The following is a 21,568-nucleotide window of genomic DNA, read 5'->3' on the forward strand; positions in this document are numbered from 1 at the left end:
TTGTCGCGTTTAGGAAATTAACTACATGATACAGTTTATTACGTTCATATTGTAGATAATTTTTCACACCGAGACATAAAGCACATTGATTAATTTTATCTTTTAGCCACTTTTAATAATTAGAAGATGCTGATTTTCGCTAAAGGCTACAATGATATGCCTACATATGTTAAATTTAAGGCTCATCATCGAAAATAGGAGATGATATTTGATCAACTATGGCTCGGCATAATTGCGTCCGAAATCGGCTTTGTGCGAGAGCGTTGCGGCAACGCCTAAGCACCAAGCGGAACGAAAATCAACTACACGTTATGTGATATGCAAAGTATCAATAAGATTTCTCTTCATACAAAAAAGATGCAAGTACAGTTATTTGAATAACTGTACTCACATCTTTTGATTAGTTAATACCTCGCATAGCTTTTGAAATAATTGGCGAAAGTACTAAAATTATAATCCCGAAAACAATTGATAATGAGCCTAAGAAACCGAAGTATGTGAATTCACTCACCACTTCATAGACTTTTACAAGTTGTGCGTTGATTGCTTGCGCAGCTGCGCTTGTTAAAAACCAAAGTGACATCGTTTGTGCAGCAAAAGCCTTTGGAGCCAACTTTGTAGTAACTGACAACCCTACTGGCGATAATAATAACTCCCCAACTACAACTAAAAAGAATGATAATACTAACCACAATGGACTTACTAAATCTGTACCACCAGATAAATACGCCGGAAGCATCATCACTAAGAATGACATTCCTGCAAAGAATAATGCATAAGCGAATTTACGCGGTGTAGATGGTTGCTTATCTCCCCACTTCATCCATAGCATGGCGAATAGTGGAGCCATTGTAACAACGAATAAAGGATTTAACGATTGGAACCAAGAAGATGGAATATGGAAACTACCAATATCCAATCGTGTACGACTATCTGCATACGTTGCTAAAATAGTCGCCCCTTGTTCTTGGATTGCCCAAAACATTACAGCCGATAAAAACAAAGGAATATAAGCGAGCACGCGAGACTTCTCGTCCTTCGTTGTTTTCTCACTGCGATACATATAAATAAAGTACACCGTTGGAATTGCGATACCTAGCGCCGTAATAATTAAACCAAAAACATTCACTGTTAGTACGCCAGTTTTAATACCTATTGCCCCAGCAATAATTATAAGTAGCGCTAAAATCCCAAATCGTGTAAAGACTTTTTTACGCTCTTCAGGCAGTAACGGGTTGTTTACCTGTAACCCAGCTAATCCTAAATATTTTTTTCCTGTTAATTTAAATATAATTAAACCAAATAACATCCCGATCCCCGCTGCACCAAAGCCTAGGTGGAAGTTATACTGTTGTCCAATTGTTCCGACAATTAATGGTGCAAGGAATGATCCCATGTTAATGCTCATATAGAAAATTGAAAAACCTGCATCACGACGACTATCTGTATCAGCATACATATCTCCGACAATGCTTGAAACGTTCGGTTTTAATAAGCCTGTCCCAATGACAATAAAGAACATTGAAACAAATAAAATACTTGCGCCACCAGGTAACGCTAGCAGGAAATGTCCAAACATAATGAACACGCCGCCATAAAAAATGGTTCTACGGGTACCCAGTAATCGGTCAGCAATCCAACCACCGATAATCCCTGACATGTAAACCAATGATCCGTAGATAGCCATAATGGAATTCGCTAGTCCACGATCAAGGCCTAAGCCGCCTTCATGCAATTCATAATACATAAAGAAAATCAGAATTGCTCGCATACCGTAGTATGAGAATCGTTCCCAAAATTCAGTGAAAAATAATGTAAAGAGCCCTTTAGGGTGTCCAACAAAGCCATTTTGAGGGACGGATTTTACAATTTCATCTTTAGTAGACATAAAAATATCCTCTCCCGATTTCATTATTCAATAATAATATTATTACCCAATAGTAAGGATAAAAACTTTATTTCACCATACTAAAGTGTTTAAAAAACTTTTTCAAGAGTTTTAAAAAATGTTGAAATATTACAGCTTTTCTCTAAATTCAGAATGATTTTCATAGAATTATAGCAAACCTGTTGCTATTGCTACATTTTCTCGCTTTTTTATATCCATGGAATTACAAACTACTGCAAAAATTATTCTAAAATATTTTATAATCAGATTATTTATTTTATTAACAAATAAGCTAGCATTATCTATAATTTCGTTCACAACAATATAAATTTGCTTTACGATTACAAAAAAGCATGCTAGAAGCAGGGAGAGCTTCTAGCATGCTTTTAGAACAATGATGTGATTGCTTATTTAATGACATATTGTTGGAATTTTGCGTAATCCGCTTCTTTTACCTCTATTGTTAGAAGCGTACCATTTTCTTCATACGCTGTTTCATAGACGGAAGCATGTTCATTTAAATAAGAGACAATATTCCCCTGTTCATACGGAATAAGCATATTACATGTTACATAAGCAGAGAAAATATGCTGACGTACCATTTGCAATAATTCTTCTAACCCTATCCCTTGCTTCGCAGAAATCCAAATATTATCACCACTAATAACAGGATAAGGAACGTTTGCTATATCAGCTTTATTATACACATAAATTGTCGGAATCCCTTCAACGCCAACTGCCTTAAGCGTTTCATTTGTTACATCCATCATAAAGCCGTGCTCCGAATTGGAAACATCTACAACATGTAGCAGTAAGTCGGCATCACGAGCCTCTTCCAACGTCGAGCGGAATGCCTTTACTAAATGATGCGGTAATTTACTAACGAAACCAACTGTGTCTGTTAATAGGAATGTCTTTTTATCAGATAATTCGATTTGGCGGACGGATGTTTCAAGTGTGGCGAAAAGCATGTCCTTCTCAAACACCTGTTTATGATCTTCTTGCCCTATTTTCGAAAGTAGCTGATTCATAATAGTTGACTTACCAGCATTCGTATAGCCGACAATGGATACGACAGGGATCGCATTTTTACGTCGTTGTTTACGCTGCGTCTCTCGTTGCTCCTTTACATGCTCTAGCTCCTTCTTTATTTTCGAAATCTGATCCTCAATTTTCCGACGGTCGAGCTCGAGCTTTGTCTCACCAGCACCACGGTTTTTAAAGCCACCCCCTGTGCCACCACCTTGACGGCTGAGAGATGCATGCAAGCCGACTAAACGAGGTAGCATATATTGCAACTGCGCTAACTCGACTTGCATCTGTGCTTCACGTGTTTTAGCACGACGTCCAAAAATATCTAAAATCAACATCGTTCTATCAATAACCTTCGTCTCTAAATCACGTTCTAAATTACGGATTTGCGAAGGTGATAATTCATCATTAAAGATGACTAAATTTGCTTGTGCTTCATCATAAAAGTTTTTTATTTCTTCAATTTTTCCAGTACCGACATAATGAGATGGTGTAATGCGCTCTAAATTTTGTGTGACGATGCCTGCCACTTCAACATTCAACGCTTCAGCTAAATTTTTTAGCTCCTCCATTGAATAATCAAAATGCTCATCATTCCGTAGATTTACACCAACTAAAACAGCTTTTTCTAACAATATATCTACTTCTTTAATTCTATCCATCCACAAACCTCCCACCAAACTATGGTGCTACTACGACAAATTTTCTTCATCTTACCATATAATGTCCTAATTCGTGTCATTTAACATATATATCGTAAAAAATGCGCCCTTATGCAAAAGGCGCATTTCATGTTTACTTACGTTCTTCTTTTAGTAATACTTCCGTGCGATTGAACTCTTCTTCAATATCTTTATTCGGTCTATATGTCAGAGCACTAACAATAACTGCGACGATTAAGCATACTAAGAAGCCTGGAACAATCTCATATAATGTATCAGCTAAGAACTTTATTTTCCCCCAAACAAAGGCAGTTGCAGCACCAGCTACCATCCCACTTAGCGCGCCGTAATTCGTTAATTTTCTCCAATACAGTGATAGCAATATTACAGGTCCGAACGCTGCACCGAAGCCAGCCCAAGCAAAGCCCACTAAGTCTAAAATAGAACTATCTGGATTCCATGCTAAAATCCCTGCGACGATAGCTATTACTAAAACGGCAACACGACCAACAAAGACATAATGCTTATCATCTGCTGTTTTATTAAATAGAGCTTTGTAAATATCTTCTACAAGCGCTGACGAAGTAACAATTAATTGCGATGAAATGGTACTCATTACTGCGGCTAAAATGGCAGCTAGCATTACACCTGCAATAAATGGATGGAATAAAATTTGACCAAGTACAATAAATACTGTCTCAGCGTCCTTTAACTCACCTGCATTTTGTTCATAATAAGCCACACCTACTAAAGCTGTTGCAATCGCTCCGAATAAACTTAACATCATCCAGCCAATACCGATACGACGAGCCTGCGTTGTTTCTTTTACTGAGCTTATCGCCATAAAGCGTACGATAATATGTGGTTGTCCAAAATAACCAAGTCCCCATGCTAGTGATGAAATAATTACTGCAGCAGTTGCATTGGAAGACAATAAGCTTAGGTGTTCCGGATTTACAGCTTTAATGGATGCTATTGTATCGCCAATTCCACCTGTCAGAAACAAACCGAATAACGGTACACTTATAAGTGCTAAAAACATAATAAGTCCCTGTAAAAAGTCTGTATAACTAACCGCTAAAAATCCTCCAAATAATGTGTATGCTACAACTACAGCAGATACAATTAATAAGCCAGTATGGTATTCATAGCCAAATGAGCTATCAAAAAACTTACCCCCTGCAACCATTCCGGAAGAAACATAAAATGTAAAGAAGATTAAAATAATGATACCTGACGCAATTCTTATTAGCTTAGTGTTGTCACGTAAACGATTATCTAAATAACTCGGAATAGTAATTGAGTCATTAGCAACTTGTGTATATACACGTAGCCTCGGTGCTACCAGTAGCCAATTCAAATATGCGCCAATTGTTAAGCCAATGGCAATCCAAGCCTTGGAAAGTCCGGCTAAATAGATTGCGCCCGGTAGACCCATTAATAGCCAGCCAGACATATCTGCTGCACCTGCGCTCAGCGCTGTAACAGCAGGGCCAAGCGAACGCCCCCCTAGCATATAATCTGTTAAATTTGATGTTTTCCTAAATGCATACCAACCGATTCCTAGCATGGCGATCATATAAATAATAATCGCAAGTAATTGATACATGTTTTCAGACATACTTTTCCCCCTTATTTCCCCTTGAGTCTTTTTATTAAAAATTCCCTATATTTAAAATACCACAAATATACAAGATAACCTATAATTATTCAAGGAGCGACTTCTAAAATTTATAATAGCAATGCAATTCATAAAATGTGTTAAACTAGTGCCATCTATAACACGATAAAGAAGGCGAAATGTATGACATTTGAAGAAATGAAAACTCAGATTACGGAGCGGATTTTACAGCAGCAACTCGTTACTGCTACGATCAGTCAACCTCGTATGAAATCAAACGAAGTAAAGCGTATAAAGCTAAAACCTTTATTACTGAAGGATACTTACCATATACAAGTTGAATATCAATTTGAACGTATTTTAAAACACGAAAATGTTCTATTAGCAAATTTCCCTGAGAAACTAGCAGCATTTTTTAACGATTATCGTCAAGCGCATATTGATTTTATTGATGAAAATATACAAGTACAGCTATCAAAAAAGAACAAAGTACTATGGAAATCTGATAAATCCTCAAAGCCAAAGCAAGTTAATTTAGTGCATAATCGGAAGAAAAACTATTTACTGGCAGAGGATAAGCCATACCCGTTTTTAATTCGTCTCGGTGTGCAAACAGAAGAAGGAAAAATAAAGAAACAAAAATACGATAAATTTAAACAAATCAACCGCTTCATCGAATTTATTGATGATGCATTAACCTATTTGCCAAAGGATCGTCAAGTTCGTATTTTAGATTTTGGTTCAGGCAAATCCTATTTAACATTCGCCCTATACCATTACTTAAAAATCGAAAAGGGCTTAGACATTCGTGTTACTGGTTTGGATTTAAAGAAGGAAGTTATTGAAGAATGCTCACGAATTGCACAGGATTTAGGCTATGAGCAGCTCGAATTTCTAGTAGGAGATATTAATGATTATAATGAGGAGTCTGCTGTGGACATGGTGGTAACTCTACACGCTTGTGATGTTGCGACTGATATGGCATTAGCCCGTGCTGTGAAATGGGGAGCAAGTGTTATTTTAAGTGTCCCTTGTTGCCAGCATGAGCTAAATCGTCAGCTTAACACACCAGCACTGGATATCATGCTTCAACACGGTCTCGTACGCGAACGTTTTGCAGCGCTCGCAACAGATGCAGTCCGAGCAGAAATCTTATCACTCGTTGGCTATGAGGCACAATTGCTAGAATTTATAGATATGGAAAATACACCAAAAAACATTTTAATACGAGCTTATCATACAGGTAAAAAGCCAAGCTCTGAACAGCGGGGTAACTATGATGCCTTTATAAAGTTGCTAAATGCCAAGCCATTTTTAGCGAAGGAGTTACAAGCTTACCTATAAAATGCCGCGTTATTTGTAAGTGCAGTGTGGGTATTTTGAATTTACTTAAGCAAATGAAAAGGGCGGTCCAATAACTTTTGGACCGCCCTGTCTATTATAGTTCTTGTCGTAATGCTTGAATAACGTCAATTTTCGTGGCCTTACGTGCTGGACGATAGCCTGAAATCATCGCTACACCAATACTAATCGCTGATGCAATAAGGACTAGCTGCCAAGGAATAAGTGAAAATGTAATATCATTTTTACTAAATGCATCTTCCCCTGTTGCTGCTTCTAGAATTAAAGGTAATGCAGCATTTGCTGCAAAGCTAATAACATATGAAATAGCTACAGCTATCAAAGTCCCAATAATACCGATGAACGTACTTTCCATTAAGAACAATCGTTGAATAAGCTTTGGACTTGCTCCGATTGCTTTTAAAACACCGATTTCACGAGTACGCTCTGTAACCGCCATAGTCATTGTATTAAAAATACCAATCGAGGCAATCAATACAGCAATTGTTCCTACAAATATTAAACCGATTTTTAAAACTAGGAAAAATACATTCATTTGATCCAATTGCTCAGTAATTGAATAAACGCTATAACCTTTGTCTTTTAGTTTGTCTAATATCGGCTTTACATTTTCCATGCTGGCAGCAAAAATATTAAACTCCGAATAAAACATCTCATCCTCTTTAACATGACCTGTTGCTGCTAACTTTGTAGCTAGCATTGGCTTTTGCTCTGTATCCATATAAATTGAGTTGTTGATCATCCAGTCATAGGAAGGCTTCTTCATAACACCGACAATCGTATATTTCATTTTCTCTGTCTCTTTTGCCCCATCAGTATGTGGCATTAATGATAATTCGATCTCTTTACCAATTAATGAGTCCTTATAACCTTCCTCACTACCATTATAAAACGTGCCTTCTAATTCAGCTTTTTTATTCTTTTCTTCAATAATTTTGCGCTCAGCATCATTGACTAATGTTTGAGCAAAATGGTAGCCTACAACGATTTCGTTTGGCTTTGTTGGATACTTTCCTTCTGCGAGCTTGCCATTAACTTGCTCAAAATCATGCATATTTGCAACGTATAAATCAGATTGTGTATCACGATCCTCAAAAATTGACTGTGCGGATGCATTGACAGTAATCGTTTCGAGTACGGTTTCTACATGATCTATACTTTTTATTTCATTAATTTGTGCCTCTGTAAATTGATCATTCCCATGCACTTGAATTTTCGTCACTTTTTCATCCGATAATATTTCATTACGTAAAGAATCCTGCAACCCAAACCCAACTGATGCGAGGACAATCAAAAATGCACAGCCCATTGTTGCCGCTAGCACGGTCATAAACACACGTAATTTGTTTTTCTTTATATGCTGTTTAACAAAATCTAGTTGATCTTTAAATAACATATTATGCTTCCTCCTTTACAAGTTCCCCATCGTACATGCGGAAACGTCGATGCGCTATCGTCGCTACTTCCTCGTCGTGAGTAATGATGACAAATGTTAAGCCAAGCTCACGGTTTAGGCTTTGAATGAGTAGCAATATATCTTGCTCTGTTTCCGAATCAAGACTTCCTGTCGGCTCATCCGCCAACAAAATAGGAGGATTTGTAATTAAGGCTCTTGCAATACTTACACGCTGTTGCTGACCACCCGATAATTCATTTGGGTAATGGTCTGCCACCTCTGTTAACCCAACCTTGTCCACTAATTTTTTTACCTTTTCTATACGCATAGCTTTCTTGATACCCTGTAACTTCAAGGGTAACTCAATGTTTTCAAATGCCGTTAAGCCTGGCATCAGTTGAAAGTTTTGAAAGATAAATCCGAACTGTTGCAGGCGAAATGCAGCACTTTCTGCTTCAGTGAGATGAGCTGTTTCCATTCCGTTTACCTTAATAGATCCTTGTTCAGATTTCATATATCCGGCTAATATTTGTAATAAGGTTGATTTCCCAGAGCCACTTTTCCCAACGATTGCAACAACCTCTCCTTTTTTCACCTCAAAATTGACACCCTTTAATACCGGAACCTGTTTTTCCTTGCCTTTCTTTCCAATTAAAAATGTATGTTGTAAGTTCTCGACTTGAATCATTTTCAACTATACTCCCCTTTCACCTTCTTCTGACCCATAACGTAGGGTTAATTTACATTTCTACTAGTTGCTTCCCTACAAAAGTCATCCTAAATTTTAAGTTATGAGCCTTTACTTCCCCATTGTAGAATATAAATCTTAATAAAGTTGAAGGATAAAAATGAAGATATTCTTAAGAAAATGGAAACTACAAGCAAAACATTTTCTTTACATTCGCTTTACAATTCATTCGAAAACTTTTTCAAAACTTTATAGCCAAATAGTATCTTTTTGTATTAAACAGAGGGGAATCTCTTTATAAAACCTATATTTAAGGCATTTTTCTGTATTAATAAAAATAAATACAGCGTTACCTTTATTATTTTGTGAACAAATTGTATATTACAAGATTGTAAAGTTTTCTGTAGAATTAAAGAATTTTATGTAGATAATTTAAAGATTTTGTTATGATAGTAAAGTTTAGAGGCCAATTTATTTATATCCAGGAGGATTCGATTTACATGCTTAACTCAAAAAAACAAGACCCTTTCTTTATAGCTTTGCATAAAATTGCCGAGAATATGAGAGAGGCCGTACATTACGCAAATGATTTTCGTATTAACAGTGTGGCTGACCTAAAAGAGATTAGCATTACTATGAAAAATTACGAAACAGCTGGTGATAAGCTCATTCATGAACTAATCGTGATGCTAAACAAATCATTTATGACACCTATCGAACGCGAAGACATTCTAGAATTCGCCATTCGTATGGACGACGTATTAGATGGTACGGAGCATTGTATCGCTCATTTTGAGATGTTCTCTCTAACTGAGGTTGATGAATCAATGCGTACTTTCTTAGGCTATATTTCAAAAAGTGCTGATGAAATTGTTAAAGCAACAGAAGAGTTAAAGAAAAAGAATCTTATTGGCATGCGCCCACACGCAATTCTTATTAAGGACTATGAACGTGAATGTGATGAGGTGCAACGTTCGTCCATTAAACAACTATTTTTAAATGAAAAAGATCCAATTCGACTTATTAAATATAAAGATATATATGAACAACTTGAAGACATCGCTGATCATTGCCAAAACGTTGCAAATACAATGGAAACAATTATCATGCGTAACGCGTAATTAGGAGAGGGCACTTACAATGAACACAATCATTATACTAACTGTACTGGTCGTTATCTTTGCCCTAACATTTGACTTTATCAATGGCTTCCATGATACAGCAAATGCTATCGCAACCTCAGTTTCCACTAGAGCATTGAAACCTCGTGTAGCGATCATGATGGCTGCGACGATGAACTTTATCGGAGCTATTACCTTTGTCGGTGTTGCAAAAGCTTTAACAAAAGACATTGTAGATCCTTTCTCTTTAAATGCATTTGAGGGAGACACGACTGGCTCAGTCGTTATTTTAGCAGCACTAATATCCGCTATTATTTGGAACTTACTAACATGGTATTTCGGTATTCCATCGAGTTCTTCACATACTCTGATTGGGTCCATTGCTGGTGCAGCAGTTGCTTCTGCTGGCTTCGACGTTCTAAACTATGGCGGTTTTACGAAAATCATTATGGCCTTAGTGCTATCACCAATTCTTGCGATTTGCGCCGGCTTTATCATGATGACACTGTTTAAATTATGGTTTAAAAACTTAAATTTATATCGTACGAATAAAGGTTTCCGTACAATGCAAATTTTCACTGCTGCAATACAATCTTTTACACATGGTACGAACGATGCACAAAAGGCCATGGGGATTATGACGATGGCGTTAATCGCTGGAGGTTTGCATTCGGGAGATGAAATTCCGTTCTGGATACGAGCTGCAGCGGCAACTGCAATGGGGCTTGGTACTTCTATCGGTGGCTATAAAATTATTAAAACGGTCGGCGGTAAAATTATGAAAATCCGTCCTGTAAACGGCGTTGCAGCAGATTTAGCATCTGCAACAGTAATCTTCGGTGCTACATTAATTCACCTACCAGTATCTACAACACACGTTATTTCTTCCTCTATCATGGGTGTTGGCTCTGCACAACGTGTACGTGGTGTGAACTGGGGGATGGCGCGTAAAATCGTCACTACTTGGGTTATTACAATGCCAATTTCTGCAGTTATGGCAGCTATTATTTACTTTTTGTTATCGTTATTCTTTTAACTCCTTCTTCCTTTAGATAGTGAGATAAACGCAGATTTAAGCTACTTATTAGTGCTGTTCAAACAGCTGCACCTGTCGTTTAGCTTTCGGACATCTGCTGAAATAGAGGAACTTAATCTAAGAACGCCAAGTCCTGTGCGACGACTGAGTGACCAACATAATGTTGGTCCAAATTCTCTGGCGGATGTCACGGAATTACGCCAAGTCATAATTGAATTTGATCGCATACTAAGACTCCTGTTCCTTGTTGGACAGGAGTCTTTACATTGTCACACGACAAAATGTGACACATCCTTTACACTATTCTAAAAGGAGGATAGTACCTACAATGAAAACTTTTTCAGCTTTTATAACAGCCCACGCTAAAGCTATCGTAGCCTTATGGTTCGTTATTTTTATTACCATGGCTATGTTTGCCATACAGCTTCCAAGTAAGCTTCATGGAGATGGCTTTTTTGTTAAAGGTGATCATACCTACGTAACAAATGAGCTTGCAAAAACATTTGATTTGCCTTCCGATACAATTTTGGTCGTCTTCAATCCAGCCGACGATAAGAAAATTCAAGATACATTAAAAAAATTAGAGAATGTTAAGGAGATTCATTCCATCCAGTCACCACTTGATGATGCTTCTTTACAAAAGAACGGTATAGCTTATGCCATGGTTCATATGAAAAATAATATTGATCATCTACCTGACGTTGTGACAGACATCCGTTCATTAATAGAGCATGACGGTGTGAGCATTACAGGCGGGCCTGTTATTTCAGCAGACATCAATACAGCAAGTCAAAAGGATTTAGCATCAGCGGAAGCTATAGGCTTACCAATCGCTATCATAGTGCTATTACTTGCTTTCGGTACTGTCGTAGCCTCAATCTTACCTATCATTATTGGCATTGTCACTGTTATAACTGCGTTTGGAATTTTGACTTTGTTTAGTGGTCATATTAATTTATCAATTTTTGTGTTAAATATAGTACCAATGCTTGGACTTGCATTAAGCATAGATTTTGCCTTGCTGTTTATTAATCGATATCGCGAAGAACGTGCCCATACATCCAGTGTACAGGCTATTCAAACAGCGATAGAGACAGCTGGCCGTTCGATCATTTTTTCTGCGGTTTGTGTCATGATTGGCTTAGGTGCAATGATTGTCATTGACGTTGAAATTTTTCACAATATCGCTTTAGGAGGCACAATCGTTGTATTTCTTGCAGTACTTTCTGGCTTAACCTTGCTTCCTGCTACAATGATGCTAATTGGAGATAACCTAAATAAATGGCGTTTATTACGTGTAAAGCCTGGTGGAGCGAATCGTTGGCGTGGCTTTGCTGGCTTTGTCATGAAACATCCAGTGACTATCGTTATTGTGGCATTATTATTACTAGGTATTGGTATGATTCCATTAAAGGATATTAAACTTACAATTCCTCAGGTGGATTCATTACCAACAAAATATGATGCACGTGCAGCTTATGATCAGTTAGATAAAACATTCGGACTTGGCGATACCTCAACTTTATATTTGCTAGCAGAACGTAAGGAAGGCTGGGAGGATATTGAGGCAAGAGAGCTTATTTTCAATATTCAAGAACAATTACTTGATGACCCTTTAGTGAGTCATGTATCAACCATTTATACGACAGCTAACATGAAGTCCCCTGAAGAACTGACGGCTTCTTTGAAAATTCCTCAAGCGGCAGAACAATTAAAACCAATACTAAATGCATTTTCTAAAGATAAGCAACTCTTTATCCCAATTACATTGGATGCAGCAGGTTCATCAACTACCGCCCAACAATTCGCTCGAACATGGCAGGATAAAGATTTAGGTGTCGATTTTGCTCTTGGAGGTCATGCGAAATTCAATCAAGAAATTTTCGATGAAATCTCTAGTAAAATTTTCTTGGCTGTATCCATTATTATCGTTTCAACGTTCTTTATTTTAATGCTCGCTTTCCGCTCTATTTTAATCCCACTGAAAGCGATTATTATGAATATTATTGGACTTTCTTCAGCATTCGGTATGCTCGTCTACATTTTCCAATATGGACATTTGGGGATTGAAGCCGGTACGATTGTCCTTATTATCCCGGTAATTGTATTTTGTCTTGTATTCGGCTTAAGTATGGATTATGAAGTCTTTTTAATATCACGTATTCAAGAGGAATATCTAAAAGGGGCTGATAATACACGTGCTACGATTGACGGTCTAACCTCTACAAGTCGTATCATTACGTCAGCCGCGCTTATTATGATTGTAATAACAGGGGCGTTCGCATTTACAGATGTAATGCCTGTAAAGCAAATTGGGGTTGGTATAGCTATTGCCGTCGCTATCGATGCAACGATTATTCGTCTCATGCTCGTTCCAAGTCTTATGAAGCTCTTTGGGGACTGGAATTGGTGGCTCCCCTTCGCAAAGAAGCAAAAATAAAAAAATCCGCAACCTTTCGTGAGCTCTCCCTCACTCCAAGGTTGCGAATTTTTTATTTTGAATAAATGCGGTCGTACCATTCTTTTGCGGCTTCTACCTCAGGCATCGTTAGCTGATGACCATAATTAAACCATACAGTTGTCACCTCTGCCCCAGCCGACGATAAAAGTGCCTCTAAATCCTCAGATTCCTGAGCAGTACACATCGGATCATTCGTTCCAGCACCGATAAAGACAGGGATTGAAGAAAGTGTAGGCAATTCAATATCACGTCTAGGCACCATTGGATGATGCAGTATTGCACCTGCCAAAGCATCCTCATAATGGAATAATAGGCTAGCAGCAATATTGGCGCCATTAGAGTAGCCGATAGCAACCACTCGATTACGGTCAAATCCATACTGCTGTGCTGCTTCTAATAAAAAGTCATTTAATTCCTTCGTACGGAAAATTAAATCCTCTATATCAAAAACACCTTCCGCTAAACGACGGAAAAAGCGTGGCATACCATTTTCAAGGACATTTCCACGGACACTTAAAATGCCTGCTGTATCATCAATTTCCTTTGCAAGACCTATTAAGCTTTGTTCATTTCCACCTGTACCATGTAACAGTAGTAAAATCGGTTTTGTTTCATCCGTTCCTTTATGAAAAACGTGCTGCATTTACAGTCCACCTCTCGATTATCTTGAATTCGAGATAATTGTAGCCTGTGGCAAAATAAAATTCAAGCTCTTTGACTTATTAATTTCTCGATTTTCACGATTTGGCTGTTCCTCATGGTCTTTATAAAATTTCGTAATCGTAAATACAGAAAATAAACAAGCAGCTATAACTACAACAATAACTATTCCCACTAATTTTTTCCCATTCATCCGTTCTTATCCCCCGAATTACTTATTTCTTTTTACGAAAACCTTCTTCTAGTAAATATTCTTTCGCAGACTCTTGTGTTCCAAAGGCTTCCTCTAAATTTTCACCATGATAGATATTCCAAGAACGTTGTTCAAAGGCTAGCTTTAATTGAATACCTTCACGATTTTGCCAAATCTCTTCAATCGGCTCTTGCTCCTCTTCTTCCTCCGATAAATATTGAATGGCATCTTCAATAATTTCACGAAGTTGTTGTTCATCGTAATCACGGATATTGACTAGACCTTTATCGCTTGCTTCTTTCTCGTAGCGCAATAGATCACCAACAAAGACGAAGCCATTGCCATTTGGATGCAGCTTTTCCACAACAATAGTCTTTTCGTAAAGGCTATCCATAAAGTGATAATTTAAGCGTTTTAATGAAATTTCCTTCTTCGTAAGTTCAGGAAATGAGTCGATGATGGCTTGCTTTTGTTCAAATGTTAGCATATAAAAATGCTCCTTTTCTATTCAATCTACCTTACAGTATAACTTATTTTTTCTGTTATATCGAAGTAAAATAGGTACTTCTAAAAGTAAAAGTAATGTTTCCTCTTCTATAACGTGTAGATTGATTGTGTGGGTTGATTTTCGTTCCGATTGGGCGCTTTCCTAGGGGCGTCCGATGAGCAGCTTCGCTTCGCTGCAGGGTCTCGGGCCAACACGATGTTGGTCACGAAGGCGTTATCACAGGATGTGATGCTTTTAGCCTTCGTTCCTCTATTGCTAATATCCCTAAATTACGATGAGAGACCCAATTAGAAAATTACATCACTATAACGCAGAGTTGGTTTCCGTTCCGACTGGACGCTTCCCTGGGGCGTCCGGTCAACGGATGTTTTTTACGCGAAAGCGTAGCGGGCAGCGCACCAAGGTAGGACACAACTTATATACATGACATACTCTTTAACAAAATTGATGATGAGACAAGAAATCAGAGCCTAATCATTTTTCCTATAAAGTAAAAAAATCCGCTTAAAACTCCCTGTGGAAAAAGAAGAGCGCACCGATATGACTCATACCTTATCCACGGAAAGCGAAGCGGATTTATCTTTTAATTCTTATGGTGTGCTTTTCAGTCACCCTCCACAATTCATAACGTTTTATTAAACATTTTATCTTTTGCAAACTTAATAACATGGGCAACGTATAGTTCACGGTAAGGAACAAATTGTGCTGTACTTACTGGGCGCACAATTTTTACTCGTTGACCATCAGGGAAATATTCATAGCCTTCTATATTCAGAATAACTGTTTCGCCTAAAAAGAATGCTTCTGCCTCATCGAGCTTTGCTCTTACGACTCCCGACACTTCCTCATACTGCAGTTCAAATGATTCCCAATCATGTTTGAATGGATATATATAAACATGACAAAATTCATTGTCTATCATGTTTTCCGAAACGATGCTACAAGATGTCATGCCCATTTTAACTACGTCTTGTAGGTCGACATCGAGCCCTAGCTCTTCCTTCACTTCACGAACTCCTGATTCTACTGTCTCTTCAGCTAATAGATGCCCTGCCGCTGTAATATCAAGCAAGCCCGGGTAGTCCTTTTTTTGTGAACTACGGATTTGGAAATAGATATAGTTCTCATTGACAAGCCAACAGTGGAATGTTTCATGCCATAGTCCTTTTTCATGTACCTCAGCTCTCGTTGCTGTCCCAATCTGTTCATGCTGCTCATTAAAAACCTTCACAATTTCTTGTTCCATTTTTTCCGACTCCTATACCGACTTCGTAGCCTTTTTCTTAATCACGTTTCGTTCATCATAAATATTGGATGCAATCACTTTTAATACGGCATAAAATGGTACAGCAATAATAATCCCAATGAAGCCTGCAATATTACCTGCTGCTAAAATAACTGTTATAACTGTTAACGGGTGGATATCGAGCGATTTCCCCATGACATTAGGCGTGATAAAGTTACTATCAATTTGCTGCGCCACGAGTGTGACAACAGACACCCATATGACTAACACTGGATCCTGAATAATAGCTACAATCAGTGCTGGTGTAAAGGCAATCCATGGTCCAATAAACGGAATCATATTCATAAAGAACGCGAATATAACAAGTAGCAGCGAATAGTCAAGGCCAATAATTAAATACCCGACATACATAATAGCTGCTAGTAAAAAACTAATTTGCAGCTGTCCTTGAATATAGCTACGTAAAACACCATCAATTTCACTTAACGTTTTCTTCACCCATTCACGACGTTCACCACTAAAATATTTATAAATCGATGGTGCAAACTTTTCATGATCCTTCAACATAAAAATAAAGAAGAATGGAATTAAAATAGCTAATAAAGAGGCAGATACAACTGATTGTAAAAACGATACTAATCCCTTACTTGCCACAACGGCAATATCCTGCACCGAATTCGCCATATTGTCGATAAAGTTTTTTAACTGGGGTGGGAAGTTATCCTTGTTTTTAAACACATAATCAGCTGCATCTTGAATACTAGCACTAATCTGTGGTACATTTTTCACTAAATTATTTACCTGCACTGCAATCGGATTACCAACGATCCAACCAAAGCCACCAACTAGCGCTATTAGTCCAATGACTATCGTTAATATACTTGCCCATCTTGGAAATTTACGCTTCTCTAAAAATCTTTGAATCGGCTCCGTAACATAATACAAAACACCGCCAAGTAACAAAGGTATAAAAATAGCCTTTAAAATAATTACTAGCGGCGAAAAAATCCATTGAATCTCTATAAAATATTTAATGACTAGTAGCGCAAGTAAAATCCCTACCCCTACTTGAAACCAAACTTTCCTCGTCACTTTCTTCACTTCCTTTTATCACAGTTACTGAAAATACTACTTATATATTAACCATTTCGCAAGTATTCTAGTATTTATTGTCAAAACAAAAGAGTTTTTGAAACTAAAAAATTCGCAACCCTCCAACAAGCTATTTTAGCGAGCACCTCAAATGCTAAAGCATCTAAGGTGGCTTGCATAGCTTGCCTTCAACAGGAGTGTCGCAAATTTTCACTAATGCTCTATAATGTAACAGTTTATAATTTTATATCTTCTACTGAATTTAAGTAATCTTCAATATCACCAATAACCGATTCAACACAGCCTTCCTCAAATGGTGAAATTAAGCCTGCTTCTTTCACAAGTTTCGTAAAGGACATAGAGCCACCTAAACCACATAAATGAACATAGTCCTTCCAAGCAGCTTCAAATTCATCACGTGAACGTTTCCAGAATTGGAATGCACAAATTTGCGCTAATGTGTAATCAATGTAATAGAACGGACTTGCATAAATATGTCCTTGACGTTGCCATATACCGCCTGCTTCTAGATAGCTGTTATGATCATAGTCACGATGTGGTAAATAGGTTTCCTCAATTTTCTTCCACGCAGCTTTACGTTCAGCTGGTGTCATATTCGGATTTTCATAAATCACATGCTGGAACTCATCAACTGCAACACCGTAAGGAAGGAATAATAAGCCACTACTTAAGTGTGTGAACTTATATTTTTCTGTGTCTTCCTTAAAGAATAGCTCCATCCATGGCCATGTGAAAAATTCCATACTCATCGAATGAATTTCACAAGATTCATATGTTGGCCATAAATATTCTGGAATTCCGATGTTACGACTTGAATAGACTTGGAAAGCATGTCCAGCTTCATGTGTTAACACATCGATATCGCCTGAAGTACCATTAAAGTTCGAGAAGATAAATGGTGAGTGATAGTTTTCGATAAATGTACAATAACCGCCACTCTCTTTGCCTTTCTTCGCCACTAAGTCCATTAATTCATGGTCAATCATAAAGTTGAAAAATTCACCAGTCTCTGGTGATAGCTCTTCATACATTTTTTTACCGTTCGCCACAATCCATTCAGGATCGCCTTTTGGTGTAGCATTTCCTGATACAAAGTTGAATGCTTCATCATAGAACTTAAAATCAGAAATACCAATACGCTTTGCCTGACGTTCATATAATTTTGTGGCAATAGGTACAATTAATTCACGAACTTGATCACGGAATTTCTTTACCATATCTGCATTGTAATCAATGCGATTCATTCGAATATAACCTAGCTCGACATAGTTTTTATAGCCTAATTTAACAGCGATTTCATGGCGCACCTTAACAAGCTCATCATAAAGTCGATCAAATTCCTCTTCATGATCCGCAAAAAAGCCAAAGCGTGCATCCGTTGCGGCCTTACGCACTGCACGATCTGTAGACTCTGCATATGGTGCAAGCTGAGCAAGCGTTAATGTTTCACCATTAAAGTCAATTTGCGCAGAGGCAACCAGTTTATTGTATTCTGAAACGAGTTTGTTCTCCTTTTGCATTAGATCAATGACTGCTGGTGAAAAGCCTTTAATTTGATATGTTGCTAAATCAAATAATTGCTGACCCCATTTTTCTTCTAACTGCTCACGGAATGGTGACACGATTAGCGCTTTATAATATTCTGTTGTTACCTCTTCCAACTCTGGTCCAACCTCATCAAAATAATCGCGTTCTGCATGATAAAATTCATCATTTGTATCAATCGAAGCACGAATGTACACTAGGTTTGCCATTGTAGCGTAGTCATTGCTCAATCCATTTAATTTCTCAATTATTTCACTTTGCTCGTCCATCGTTTGAGCATTTTTAAATTCATGTATTAAGGATAATTGTTGCTCTTTCATAGCCTCGATATTTGGACGGCTGTATTCATAGTCTTTAAACGTTTTCATAGAAGTCCCCTCTTTCTGTCATTTACCCCGTGATATTTCTATTATATGCCAAATCTATCCTATTAAGAAACAAATTAATAGCCAATTATATAGGTTTTTAATAGTGCTGCCCTTTCACGCAAATTTAACTTTATTTCCACTGATTTTGGTGTTTTTGCCGCAACAACATCTACTTCAAAACCTAAAGATTCAGCTAAATATTTTGCACGCTGTAAATGAAAATCATTAGAGAGAATCGTGATGTTCTTAGTCCCTTTAGGCAACAGTTCTTTAGAAAATAGTAAATTCTCATAGGTTGAAGTAGATTGGTCTTCTATTAATATTCTGTTAGTTTCTATACCCTTGTCCTGTAAATATTTTAACATTACTGAAGCCTCAGTCCTATCTTCATCCGCCCCTTGCCCGCCTGAAACAATTACTTTTACATGAGGGTATTTGTTTAAATACTTTACAGCCTCTTCTAATCTATTTTTCAATGAAAGCGATGGGATTCCACCCGTTTTTACTTTCGCTCCCAGAACAATCATGTATGTAGCTGTTCCGTTTGCGGCCGGCTGGAAACCTTGTTTCATCTCTTGGCCGAGCCAAATATAAACAGCTATACAAACCGCAAGCAGTACAACCCCTAATCTAATTACCCATTTTTTCACATTTATCCCCTCCCTTACCTTTTACTAACGTTTAAACAAAGAAAAAGGATGCTTGTACTAGAATTACTGTACAAACATCCTGTTTAATTATCTTAATATAAAGCGCTTAATAGATTCCTGTAACGCCGTTATTTCATCTGTTAAGTCACTGGAAGATTCACTAACAAGCTGAATGGCACGTTGTTGTTCATCAACAGATGCTGTTACTTCCTCAGATGCAGCAGCATTTTTCTCACTAATCATTGCAATACTTTCGATAGATTGCATCATGTTATCCTTTGAGCCATTCAAATATTCTACTCCCGCAGTCATTTCTCCAATGACAGCAATAATTTTCTCTACGGCCAATTCAATTTCCTTAAAGGACGACTCTGTAATGGCAACCGAATCATTTTGCTGATGAACAATGACATTTGTTTTCTTCATCTCATTGTTCACTAAATTAGTTTCACTTTCAATTCCCTTTAAAGTTGTGCGCACTAGCTCAGTTGCTACAGATGTTTGGTCCGCTAGCTTACGTACCTCCTCAGCAACTACCGCAAAGCCCTTGCCATGCTCACCAGCTCTAGCCGCCTCTATTGATGCATTCAATGCAAGTAGGTTCGTCTGATCAGAAATCTCGGTAATGGTGCCGACAATGCCTTCAATTTCTCTTACTTTCACAATTAAGCTATTAAATACAGCATAAACATTATTGATCAATTCCGAAGACTCGTGTGACTTCTCTTTTAAATTATTTAAATTCAAGAGCCCCTCTTGATTTGATCGCTTCATATGTTGAGATGCCTCAAGCATTACTTCATTTTTGTCATGCAATACTTCTATCTGCTGAGCAAAATCAATGGCAGTTCTATTCGTATCCTCAGCATCTGAAGCCTGCTTTACCGCACCGTCCGAGACCTCATTTATCGCTTTTACTATTTCATCTCCATAAGCGTTTGTTTCCTCTGCCACAGATGTTAAATTTGACGATGTCGATTGAATTTCTACAATAGCTTCTTCTACATCTGTAATTAATGTTTTCAGTTGATCAACCATTTCATTAAATCCTTCATTTAATTGACCAATCTCATCTGAACGTTGTAGGTTTTCAATTTCTACAGTTAAATTCCCCTTAGCTACCTCACGTACACGTTTAGATAATTTTCGCACCGGTAAAGCTAAATGTCTTGAAACCAATATGACAACAGCAGTACCTATAATGATGGCACCTAATAATGTAATACCAATAACAAATAATAATGAATTAGCCTCTTTATTAAAGTCTTGCATATATGTACCCGATGCAATGATCCAGCCCCAATTAGGATCCTTTGCAGAATAAATTATTTTATCAGCTAATACATCTTGACCCGGTAGCTCAAACTCATATTGTGTAAATCCTCCACCAGCAAGTGCTTTTTCAGTTACTTCCTGAATAAAGTAATGGCCATTACTATCTTTACCGTCCCATAGGTTTTCCCCTTCTCGTGTCGGATGGGCTAGAAATGTCCCTTTTTCATCTAAAGCATATATATAACCATACTCCCCTAAGTCTCCTGGATAGTTACTTGGCCTCTTCCCTTCACTATCCTTTGGTCCTAGAATCGCCTCACGCACTTGCTCCTGTGCAACTTCTAAAGGAATGTCGCCCCTCTTAACACTCTCATTCGCAAGCTCAATTAATTGCAAAGAAGATTCAACACTATTTTTAATAACTTGTTCACCAATATCATCCATACCTTTTTTGGCTTTATTATAGCTAGCTAAACCTATAACTAGGCTAGGGATAATTAATAGTGCTAATGAAATGATAATTAGTTTCCCCTGTATCGAACGTGAAATCTTCATGCTTTAGCCCCCCTTTTCCTCTTTGTCACCATGACTATTAATCTATATTATGTTATGATTTGAATTTTTTCACAATGGGTAAAACGTAATTTATGTATGGATTATTCGCCCTTTTACCCAGATGGCACTTTCCTGAGGCCAACCGATGAGCTGGGAACATAGAAAAAACTATCTTTCTACAGCGATAT

General features: G+C 37.6%; 17 protein-coding genes. 4 read left to right on the forward strand and 13 right to left on the reverse strand.

Translation table 11 applies throughout. From position 1 onward, the window contains the following. Positions 1-400 precede the first annotated feature (400 nt). The 3 genes from PVA17_RS06085 to putP form a co-directional block, all read right to left on the reverse strand. Entirely contained in the window at positions 401-1,888 is a 1,488-nt protein-coding gene (locus tag PVA17_RS06085) for a peptide MFS transporter (RefSeq protein ID WP_132361509.1), read from the reverse strand. 407 nt (positions 1,889-2,295) lie between these two features. After that, positions 2,296-3,582: a GTPase HflX gene (gene hflX, locus PVA17_RS06090; protein WP_132361507.1), complete on the reverse strand. Its 1,287-nt coding sequence runs from the start codon at positions 3,580-3,582 to the stop codon at positions 2,296-2,298. Positions 3,583-3,715: 133 nt separating this feature from the next. Next, on the reverse strand, positions 3,716-5,203 hold the full coding sequence (gene putP / locus PVA17_RS06095) for a sodium/proline symporter PutP (RefSeq protein WP_132361504.1): 1,488 nt from the start codon (positions 5,201-5,203) through the stop codon (positions 3,716-3,718). A 183-nt stretch (positions 5,204-5,386) separates the two neighbouring features. On the opposite strand from putP, the gene PVA17_RS06100 reads away from it, so the two are divergent. Next, a complete protein-coding gene (locus PVA17_RS06100; RefSeq protein ID WP_274067163.1) occupies positions 5,387-6,547 on the forward strand; it encodes a class I SAM-dependent methyltransferase in 1,161 nt (386 codons plus the stop codon). Between the two features lie 94 nt (positions 6,548-6,641). Here PVA17_RS06100 and PVA17_RS06105 read toward each other — a convergent pair whose 3' ends face one another. Continuing rightward, the gene (locus PVA17_RS06105) at positions 6,642-7,961 is read right to left on the reverse strand and encodes an ABC transporter permease (protein WP_274067164.1); all 1,320 of its coding nucleotides are present in this window, start codon (positions 7,959-7,961) and stop codon (positions 6,642-6,644) included. Between the two features lies 1 nt (position 7,962). Further along, entirely contained in the window at positions 7,963-8,649 is a 687-nt protein-coding gene (locus tag PVA17_RS06110) for an ABC transporter ATP-binding protein (RefSeq protein ID WP_132361668.1), read from the reverse strand. 500 nt (positions 8,650-9,149) lie between these two features. Here PVA17_RS06110 and PVA17_RS06115 point away from each other — a divergent pair, with 500 nt between their 5' ends. From PVA17_RS06115 to PVA17_RS06125, 3 genes are all read left to right on the forward strand, one after another. Then, positions 9,150-9,770: a DUF47 domain-containing protein gene (locus PVA17_RS06115; RefSeq protein WP_079562474.1), complete on the forward strand. Its 621-nt coding sequence runs from the start codon at positions 9,150-9,152 to the stop codon at positions 9,768-9,770. 19 nt (positions 9,771-9,789) lie between these two features. Next, positions 9,790-10,806, forward strand: a complete 1,017-nt coding sequence (locus PVA17_RS06120; protein WP_132361494.1) for an inorganic phosphate transporter — start codon at positions 9,790-9,792, stop codon at positions 10,804-10,806. 328 nt (positions 10,807-11,134) lie between these two features. Then, complete coding sequence (locus PVA17_RS06125) at positions 11,135-13,246, forward strand: MMPL family transporter (protein WP_274067165.1); 2,112 nt, start codon at positions 11,135-11,137, stop codon at positions 13,244-13,246. A gap of 52 nt (positions 13,247-13,298) precedes the next feature. Here PVA17_RS06125 and PVA17_RS06130 read toward each other — a convergent pair whose 3' ends face one another. The 8 genes from PVA17_RS06130 to PVA17_RS06165 form a co-directional block, all read right to left on the reverse strand. Next, positions 13,299-13,910 carry an alpha/beta hydrolase gene (locus tag PVA17_RS06130; protein WP_132361487.1) on the reverse strand — a complete coding sequence of 204 codons (612 nt, stop codon included), beginning with the start codon at positions 13,908-13,910 and terminating at the stop codon, positions 13,299-13,301. Between the two features lie 18 nt (positions 13,911-13,928). Further along, complete coding sequence (locus PVA17_RS06135) at positions 13,929-14,120, reverse strand: hypothetical protein (RefSeq protein WP_132361483.1); 192 nt, start codon at positions 14,118-14,120, stop codon at positions 13,929-13,931. A gap of 22 nt (positions 14,121-14,142) precedes the next feature. Continuing rightward, positions 14,143-14,607: a hypothetical protein gene (locus PVA17_RS06140; protein ID WP_274067166.1), complete on the reverse strand. Its 465-nt coding sequence runs from the start codon at positions 14,605-14,607 to the stop codon at positions 14,143-14,145. A gap of 643 nt (positions 14,608-15,250) precedes the next feature. Next, entirely contained in the window at positions 15,251-15,874 is a 624-nt protein-coding gene (locus PVA17_RS06145; protein WP_274067167.1) for an NUDIX hydrolase, read from the reverse strand. 12 nt (positions 15,875-15,886) lie between these two features. Beyond that, entirely contained in the window at positions 15,887-16,966 is a 1,080-nt protein-coding gene (locus tag PVA17_RS06150) for an AI-2E family transporter (protein ID WP_248717336.1), read from the reverse strand. Between the two features lie 236 nt (positions 16,967-17,202). Next, on the reverse strand, positions 17,203-18,900 hold the full coding sequence (locus tag PVA17_RS06155; RefSeq protein ID WP_274067168.1) for a M3 family oligoendopeptidase: 1,698 nt from the start codon (positions 18,898-18,900) through the stop codon (positions 17,203-17,205). Positions 18,901-18,974: 74 nt separating this feature from the next. Then, a complete protein-coding gene (locus PVA17_RS06160) occupies positions 18,975-19,550 on the reverse strand; it encodes a YdcF family protein (protein WP_274067169.1) in 576 nt (191 codons plus the stop codon). 87 nt (positions 19,551-19,637) lie between these two features. Further along, positions 19,638-21,380 (reverse strand): methyl-accepting chemotaxis protein, encoded by a 1,743-nt coding sequence (locus PVA17_RS06165; RefSeq protein WP_274067170.1) that lies wholly within the window; start codon positions 21,378-21,380, stop codon positions 19,638-19,640. Between the last annotated feature and the right edge of the window lie 188 nt (positions 21,381-21,568).

The sequence above is a fragment of the Lysinibacillus sp. CNPSo 3705 genome (genome assembly GCF_028674935.1).
Classification (GTDB): Bacteria; Bacillota; Bacilli; order Bacillales_A; family Planococcaceae; genus Lysinibacillus.